At 33.0% G+C, this 8,364-nt stretch carries 11 protein-coding genes; 3 read left to right on the forward strand and 8 right to left on the reverse strand.

The genetic code is table 11. The features are described 5' to 3' along the window. Positions 1 to 108: 108 nt before the first annotated feature. Entirely contained in the window at positions 109 to 321 is a 213-nt protein-coding gene (locus tag BG20_RS09660; RefSeq protein WP_010194565.1) for a hypothetical protein, read from the reverse strand. Positions 322 to 458: 137 nt separating this feature from the next. Then, positions 459 to 884, reverse strand: coding sequence for an ATP-binding protein (locus BG20_RS09665; RefSeq protein WP_010194568.1), 426 nt, complete (start codon positions 882 to 884; stop codon positions 459 to 461). 91 nt (positions 885 to 975) lie between these two features. Here BG20_RS09665 and BG20_RS12800 point away from each other — a divergent pair, with 91 nt between their 5' ends. Further along, positions 976 to 1,143, forward strand: a complete 168-nt coding sequence (locus tag BG20_RS12800; protein WP_007401958.1) for a hypothetical protein — start codon at positions 976 to 978, stop codon at positions 1,141 to 1,143. 79 nt (positions 1,144 to 1,222) lie between these two features. Here the strand turns inward: BG20_RS12800 and thsB are convergent, their stop codons facing one another. The 3 genes from thsB to BG20_RS09675 form a co-directional block, all read right to left on the reverse strand. After that, on the reverse strand, positions 1,223 to 2,869 hold the full coding sequence (gene thsB, locus BG20_RS09670) for a thermosome subunit beta (protein WP_010194571.1): 1,647 nt from the start codon (positions 2,867 to 2,869) through the stop codon (positions 1,223 to 1,225). A 122-nt stretch (positions 2,870 to 2,991) separates the two neighbouring features. After that, complete coding sequence (locus BG20_RS12455) at positions 2,992 to 3,159, reverse strand: hypothetical protein (protein WP_157999290.1); 168 nt, start codon at positions 3,157 to 3,159, stop codon at positions 2,992 to 2,994. Positions 3,160 to 3,228: 69 nt separating this feature from the next. Further along, a complete protein-coding gene (locus BG20_RS09675; RefSeq protein WP_010194573.1) occupies positions 3,229 to 3,675 on the reverse strand; it encodes an MgtC/SapB family protein in 447 nt (148 codons plus the stop codon). 99 nt (positions 3,676 to 3,774) lie between these two features. Between BG20_RS09675 and BG20_RS09680 the strand changes: the two genes are divergently transcribed. After that, on the forward strand, positions 3,775 to 4,434 hold the full coding sequence (locus tag BG20_RS09680; protein ID WP_010194574.1) for a protein-L-isoaspartate(D-aspartate) O-methyltransferase: 660 nt from the start codon (positions 3,775 to 3,777) through the stop codon (positions 4,432 to 4,434). Between the two features lie 32 nt (positions 4,435 to 4,466). Here BG20_RS09680 and BG20_RS09685 read toward each other — a convergent pair whose 3' ends face one another. Then, positions 4,467 to 5,666 (reverse strand): methionine adenosyltransferase, encoded by a 1,200-nt coding sequence (locus tag BG20_RS09685; protein ID WP_010194575.1) that lies wholly within the window; start codon positions 5,664 to 5,666, stop codon positions 4,467 to 4,469. 98 nt (positions 5,667 to 5,764) lie between these two features. Between BG20_RS09685 and amrS the strand changes: the two genes are divergently transcribed. Then, on the forward strand, positions 5,765 to 6,823 hold the full coding sequence (gene amrS, locus BG20_RS09690) for an AmmeMemoRadiSam system radical SAM enzyme (RefSeq protein WP_010194576.1): 1,059 nt from the start codon (positions 5,765 to 5,767) through the stop codon (positions 6,821 to 6,823). Between the two features lie 111 nt (positions 6,824 to 6,934). On the opposite strand, the gene BG20_RS09695 is transcribed toward amrS, so the two are convergent. Then, positions 6,935 to 7,831, reverse strand: a complete 897-nt coding sequence (locus BG20_RS09695) for a CBS domain-containing protein (RefSeq protein WP_010194578.1) — start codon at positions 7,829 to 7,831, stop codon at positions 6,935 to 6,937. A 204-nt stretch (positions 7,832 to 8,035) separates the two neighbouring features. Next, complete coding sequence (locus tag BG20_RS13795) at positions 8,036 to 8,161, reverse strand: hypothetical protein (RefSeq protein ID WP_256359099.1); 126 nt, start codon at positions 8,159 to 8,161, stop codon at positions 8,036 to 8,038. Positions 8,162 to 8,364: the final 203 nt, after the last annotated feature.

Below are 8,364 nucleotides of genomic sequence, written 5' to 3' on the forward strand. Positions count from 1 at the left end.
TAAATTCTACTGTTTCGTCTCTAAACACAACTTCTCCTGTAAGAGAATCAATTACACCAATCTGATCAATTTTTACTGTTTCATAGTCTGGATCAATCTCATTAATTTTCATGGGTATTCCTTCATCACTTTTACTACTTTTTCTTCTTCTTCAATCATGACCTGTTCAAATTCCAATCTGAGCTTATCGCATTTGAGTTGTTTTTCACTTTCACTCATTTTAGAAAATCGAATATCTCTTATTTCATTAACAATTGCTGAGATCTTTTCATTTGTTTCATACATTATCTCATCAATTTTTTTCTGAGTTTCAGGATTCATAATTATAATCTAGATGGCAGTTCTTTAGATTAGTGTTATTCTGATTCCTGTTTTTGATAATTGTGTTGGATTGTTAATTAGATAATGTTGTTTTATTCTCTAATTAATTAAATATATTTTTGATATTATAAACAAAATTAGGTACTTTTTGGATATTCATAGTCTTTTTTTACGATTAACCCCTCAAAACCCTCCTCCATGGTAGGTACCTCAAGTTCTTTGATCTGTTTGTAAATCACCGATAATGGAATTGAATCACGTCTACGCTTTTGTCTTTGTTCAAGTAATACCGTGGATGTATTCATAAATATCCCTCTCACTTTAGCATTGAATTTCTTTGCAAGATCTATGTGTTGCTTTCGTATTGATACGGTTAGATTCGTATCGTCTACAATGATGCTCCTTCCATCTTTGAGACATTTCTCAATGTATTCCAATTCTTTTTTTCTGTTATTGTTAAAATATGATAATGCTATAACTTCATAATTGAAATTTGCTTTCCTATAGGTAGTCTTTCCGCTCAAAGCGACTCCAATCATCAATACATATTCTATCTGTTTCATCTCTTTAGTTTTTGTTCATTCCAATAAAATGAATATTATCAATATCAGAATTCAACACAGTATTTATTTAAAATAATTGTTAATACATATCATGACAACTCTGAGTGAACTCCGTGTGTGTAAGTTATGTGGAAATGTTTTTTCAAAAAAAGCAGGCGTAGCCATAATATCTAGCTGTCCCCAATGTCATGGAACAAGTTTAGAATTGATAACTCTAAATGAAAATTCAGATGAAGTATATTTGGATGAATTAGATTAATTATATCTTCTGTTTGAACTGAATTTTTTTGTAATTGTTTATAATCTAGAATCTACATACACTGTTGGACTTTTTCTGACTAATACATCCCCATGCCACCAGATTGCATGCCTTGTTGGGGTTCTGGATGCATTGATCTTGATACTGCTACAACACTATCTATTCTTAATATCATGTTTGCAGTTTCTGTGGCTGACTTTATGACCTGTTCTTTTACTTTGAGTGGTTCAATTACTCCAAGTTTTTCAAAATCGGCGATTATACCGTTAATGACATCCACACCAGTAAATTTTTCACCTGCATTTTGTTTTGATCTTAGTAAAGTGATTGAATCTATGGGATTCATTCCCGCATTTCTTGCAAGAGCAAGTGGGATGGATTCCATAGCGTCAGCAAATTTTTCAACTGCTAGTTGCTCTCTTCCAGAAAGGGACTTTGCCCAATCTCTAAGTCTGAGTGCAACAAAAGATTCTGGTGCACCGCCACCATAAACAATCTTTGGATTCTCAACTACGTCTTTTACCACCATTAATGCATCATGCATTGATCTATCAGCTTCATCTATTACTCGCTGAGATCCACCTCGAATTAAGATGCTGATTGCCTTTGGATTTTTACATCCTTCCACAAAAACCCAATTGTCTTCCTCTACTCGTTTTTCTTCTACATTTTGTGCAGAGCCTAAATCCGTATTACTTAGATCATTTACATTACCTACTATTCTTCCACCTGTTGCTTTTGCTAATTTGGACATGTCACTTTCTTTGATGCGTCTTACTGCAAGTATTCCCTCTTTGCTCATATAATGTTGAACAATGTCGTCAATCCCTTTCTGACATAAAACGACATTAGCATTAATGGACTTAATACTTTTAACCATCTCTTTGAGTATCTGACTCTCTTCTTCCATGAATGATTTAATTTGATTAGGGCTTGAGATGTTTAATTTTGCTTCAAACTCTGTTTTTTTAATCTCCAATGCCTCACTAACTAAAGCAATTTTTGCATTTTCAATTTTTCGAGGCATTCCACTATGAACAATTTCCTTATCGAGTATTATTCCACTAACTAATTCGCTGTCTGAAACTGAACCCCCTGTCTTCTTTTCTACCTTTATGTTTTCTAGATTTACTTTAAAAAATCCACTCTTTTCTTCCATAACTGATAATGCTGCACTAACTGCCAGTTTTGCAAGATCGGTTGCATCCAGTGATACCAATTTTGTTTGCATAGAAGTATGTGCAATTTTTTCTAAAATTTTTCTGTCCTTTGGGTCTACTTTTATTGCAATTTCACTTAGAAACTCAATTGCCTTTCTTGAGGCTTTTTTATAACCATCTGCAATTATTACTGGATGGATCTCATCATCAATTAATGATTCAGCTTTTTCAAGTAATGCCCCTGCCAGGACAACTGCAGATGTTGTACCATCGCCTACTTCACTATCAGTAGCTTTTGCCACTTCGACCATCATTTTAGCAGCTGGGTGTTGTACATCAATTTCTTTTAAGATGGTTGCACCATCATTTGTAATTGTTATATCTCCAAGTGAATCAACTAACATCTTGTCCATTCCTCGTGGACCTAAACTTGTCTGAATTATCTCTGCAATTAATTTTGCAGCGTGAATATTATTTCGTTGAGCATCTCTCCCACGTGATTGTTTGGTACCTTCTTTAAGTAAAATTATTGGTACCCCATCTGAAGTTGTCCCAACTTGAGTCATGATGATTTGATCTAAAATGTGTATTTATGACGAATACATGATTTTCATTTTTGAAAATATGGACAAATATTTTTTAAAAATATTTTTTATGTTAAATATTCAGTGTAAGTATAAACATAAAATTATAATTCATCTTTTAAACCCCTCGCAATCTGGTTTTTTGTAATTTTGTATGGTTTTGTCTTTTCTAATTCTAAAACTTTATCATAACATGGGATACAAAGATGAAGACAATCTGATTTTTTTATTTTACTTTTTGTTAGACATATGTGATACATCCATTCAGTCATGCAAATTTCCTTGTATCTTTACGATGTAACTTTTTCAACGGACTTGATAACCGAAAATATTGGAAAATACTACAAATTATCATATTCTTTATTTTCAGGATCTATTCGTTTTTCAATTCTGCCCAGCTGCAATATTGCAAAAACAAGTAGTGCACTAATGACAGCTATGGCATATTGTCCTACACCGACACAAAGACCTATGCCCGCTACAACCCAAAGTGTAGCTGCACTAGTTACTCCTCTTATGTGTCCCCTTTGAGCGATAATATTGCCTGCTCCTAAAAATCCAATTCCAGTGACAATTCCTGCAGCTATCCTTGCGGGATCTACATCAAATGAAAGTGAAATCACAGTAAATACAGTTGCGCCCAGACTTACTAACATGTGAGTTCTCAGACCTGCAGGCCTGTGTTTTAATTCACGTTCAAATCCAATTATTGCACCTAGCCCAACTGCCAGTAACAATTTTACCATAGTCTCAAAGTCAAAATTTAGAAAACTATCCTCCAAATTCATCAAGTTAATTTACAAAATATAACTAAATACAACTAGGACAAATTCCAGTTTTGATAATAATGCTTGTGAAATAATTACTTTGAACAAGTTTTAATCAAAATGAAAACAAATGAAAATTACCAACAGAAATTAGATAATTTAATTTTAGTTATGAAAAAATCAGGATTTCTCAATGATAAAAAAGTAGAATTAGCAATTAGAAATACACCTAGACATGAATTTGTACCAATCACATTAATAAAAAAAGCATATGATGATTCCCCAATATTAATTATGAAAAATCAAACAATATCACAACCTTCAGTTGTATCTAGAATGACTGAATGGCTAGATGTCGAAGAAGGACAAAAAATTCTAGAGATTGGAAGTGGTTCTGGTTGGCAAACAGCAATTCTTGCTTATTTGGTAGGATGTGGCATGGTTTATTCTGTTGAAAGACATTCAGAACTTGCAGAATTTGCCAAAAAAAATCTCGATAAATTAGGAATCACCAACGCCAAAGTAATTTCAGGAGACGGTAGTTTTGGATTTCCAGAAGAGTCCCCTTTTGATAGAATCATAATTACTGCCGCATGTAAAAAAGTTCCAGACTCACTACTTGAACAATTATCAATAAACGGATTGTTGATTGCACCCGTAGGGGGATATCCACAATCAATGGTATTGCTAAAAAAAACATCCACCGGGATTATAGAAATTAAAAATCAGCCAGGCTACGTATTTGTGCCATTTTTAGGCAAAACAAGTGAAGATATTTAGAATTAATCAACATCAAATTAGATAAACATCATTTAGGCTATTGGGTATTTCCCTGAAATTAATTCATTACAAAACTCTTGTATGTTTTCTAAATTTTTTTCAACTATCTCGTTGATTTGATTTTTTTCTGTATTCCCCAATTGCCCTGTGATTATAGGCTGTACGATTACTGCTCTTGGTTTGTTAACTGGACTTCCAATCACATTATACATCCATACACATACTTCATCCAACCCAGATACTTTGGTGTGTATTTCATTTGCAATTTTAAATGATAATGCATTGTATATTTTACCAATATGACTTATGGGGTTTTTGCCTGCAGTTGCCTCAGATCCTGCTGGTCTACTAGGAGAAATCACACGACTTGCCATGTTTCCTCTCCCCACCTGACCTGAATCTGCACCCTCAGCAGAAGTACCTAAAACTGTCAAATAAAGACCAGACAGTCCTTTGTTTTTAGAATCAAGACAATTCATCTTTGCAGTTATTTTCATGTCATAATTCTTTTTTAGAAATCCATCTATTTCTTGTAGCATCTCTTCTTTTTTTTGAAAGTATTGATTCTCAGATGAGACAAATCTATCTACAAATGCTGTTGCAATGGTAAGATCGACATGATTAGTATCTCTGAATCCCATCACCTTGACATCTTCACCTGATTCAGGAAAATCATCCTTGAATTGTTTTGAATTGATATGTTGCTCTGTGTTTAATACAATTGATTCAGTTTCTGTAAATGGTGCATATCCTACAAGTACCGATGTATCATTAGCTGCAAACGAACTAGGATTTTCAAATATGGAACTAAGCTCCTTTGAGGTGACTCCTATTTCTATCTGATATTTCACATGCTCCTCATTTACAAATCTTATATTTTTTTCAAACCACCTCTTCGCACTGTTTATTGCAATCTCTCCTATTGGAAGTCTTTTTCCATCAACATCGAATGTTGCCCTGTCCCCTAAAATCATCTTTATGGGCTTTATAATTTTGCCACCTCCAAAGTTACTTTCACTTTGCCCTGCTACTAACAGAGCTTTATCCATATTGTGATGTTGAATTGCACCTGTCTCTTTAAGATACAATTTAGATAAATCCACAGATATTTGATTCATCACCAAATCACAAATAGTATCTGGATGTCCAATTCCTTTTCTTTCTACGATTTCAAATCTTTTCTTAAATGTAGGTATGTTATTTACAGACTCGATAAATATCTGATTTGTCACATCAAACTTCTGTTAATTGAATCATAAGTTGTATTTTATGATTACCATGTTTGATAATTATATGCTGATTTAATGTTGTAAATTGATAATATTGTATTGTGCAAAATGAATCTGTTCTTTATGAGAGATTGCCAAATCATAAAGTAAGATGTTTAGCGTGTGCTAGATATTGTGAACTTGGAGAGGATCAAATTGGTTTATGTGGAATCAGAGGAAATAAAGGGGGAAAATTAGTTCTTTATGTATATGGTAAAGTTGCTGCAGCCCATATTGATCCAATAGAGAAAAAACCTGTAACTCATTTTATGCCTGGAAGTAAAATATTTTCAATTGGGACTACTGGATGTAATTGGTTATGTAAATATTGCATAAATTTTGATCTTAGTCAAAGGCGAAAAATAGAAGGCGTTGACATCACACCTGAAAAAGTGGTAGAAAAGGCACTTGAAACTGGTTGTAATGGTATGGCATACACGTACAATGAACCCAGTATTTTTTTGGAATATGCTCGAGATTGTGGTGTATTGGCAAGAAAAAATGGATTGTTTAACATTTTTGTTTCAAATGGATATGGAACTCCTGAATCAGTTTCAATGATGAATGAATTTCTTGATAGTATTACAGTTGATTTTAAGGGAAACGGAGAAGAAAAATTTGTTAGAAAGTATATTGGAATTCCAAACTCACAACCTGTCTTTGACACACTGCTAGAAATTCGAGACAAAACAAAAATTCATGTTGAAATAACAGATTTGGTAGTTCCAGAAGTAGGGGATGATTTGGAGCATGCAAAAAAACTCTGCAAGTTTGTCTATGATGAATTTGGTCCTGATATGCCTATTCACTTTTTACAATTTCATCCATCTTACAAAATGATGGAATTTCCACCAACCCCTGTTGCTACATTAGAAAAACATCATGAAATTGCAAAAAAAGAAGGTCTTAGATATGCATATGTTGGCAATGTTCCTGGTCATCCATTAGAACATACCTATTGCCATGAATGTAAAAAAATTGCTGTACGGCGATATAATTTTGATATATTGGAATGGAATCTTGATGATTACAATCAATGCAAGTATTGTGGGGCAAAAATACCGATAGTGGGAAAACTAAATCACACATACAAAGAAAAAAGATTTGAGTTTGTTTTTTAACCTGATTTTCAAATTAAGACTTAAGGAATAAATGCAATTTCAAATAATGATATCTTGGCTGTGAAATTGCTAACTGGGATATGGCTGAAGACTGAATCCCATATTGAAAAATTAGTTCAGTTTTCCTTTTAATGCTAACACATTAACAATATCTGATTTTGTTATAATCCCAACCAATCTTTGATTCAAAATAACCGGAATGCCACTTATTCCATGTCGTATCATTAGAATTGCTGCAGTGTATGCATCATTATCTGGATAAGTTATTACGAGTTCTTTTGTCATGATGTCTTTTGCAGAAAATGTAAGCAAATAACTCATCTGGTTTACATTGAATTCATTTAGTTGTGGGTTGGATGATATTTCATCTTGTTCCGTTGGATCTGTAAACTCTTTTTGTAAATCAAAAGTTTTTGCAGGAATGAAATCTCTGTATGTGATAATCCCAACAGGTCTCTTATTTTTTGTAACAACTACCCTGCTAATTTTATTATTAAATAAAACACTTTGAACTTCAAATACAGACTCTTCCGGAGAAACTGTGATTACTTTTTTTGTCATAATTTTTGAGATACTCAATGATGCGGTACTCTGAGCCAAAAAAGTAGAAACAAGGTCTGTTTTTGTAATTATTCCGACTAAATTCTCTCTCTTATCCTTTATGATTATTGAGCTTATGTTGTGTGTTATCATTTGTTTTGCACAGTCATATATTGACGAGGTTGAAGGAACTGTGACTAGATCTTTTGACATTACATCTTTTACCAGAATTTTTTCTATTGGTTTTCCACTGAATATTGAAACACTCTTTGCAATATCTTTTTCAGTGATTATTCCTATTGCTTTTTTACCTAATTTAACAACTAATCTTCCAATTCTATACCGCAGTAGAATGTCTCTTGCATCTAATATGCTGGTGTTTGGAGAAATTGTAATTGGGATCTTTGTTATTGATTCTAATTCCACTGGGGTGTCTCTTAAAATTTTTGGCTGTCTTTTGTGTTTCATACAGCATCTGTGATCTTTTTACTATATCAATATCTAATAAAATATCAATGATGATAATTGCCATGACCTAAGTCATATTACAACTAAAACAAGAACATGAAAATTCAATACATTAGATTATGATATCAAATAAAGAAAATGTGATTTTGATAATCTGTTTTGGTGATTGTAAATTGGATTAAAATATACTTATAATTTATTTGATTATGGGTTATCCAAAGTTATGACAAATAATGCTGATTCTGAATTATTTAAAATTATGACCTTTGTAAGGCGATACCCAATTCCTTTTTTTGCAGGAATCGGCCTGTTGATAGGCAGTATATTCATTGGGGTATTGACAATGCTGAAACCGGTCATTGGATTTGGTTTGTGACATTGTTGATAGGTGGAGCCCCGATTGTCTATGGAACAATTCATGGTATGACTCGTAGACATTTTGCATCTGATATTGTAGCTACACTTGCAATAATTGCATCTATTGTGATGAATGATGCATTTCCTGGATTAATTATCGTACTAATGCAGTCTGG

It is taken from the genome of Candidatus Nitrosarchaeum limnium BG20 (genome assembly GCF_000241145.1).
Classification (GTDB): Archaea; Thermoproteota; Nitrososphaeria; order Nitrososphaerales; family Nitrosopumilaceae; genus Nitrosarchaeum; species Nitrosarchaeum limnae.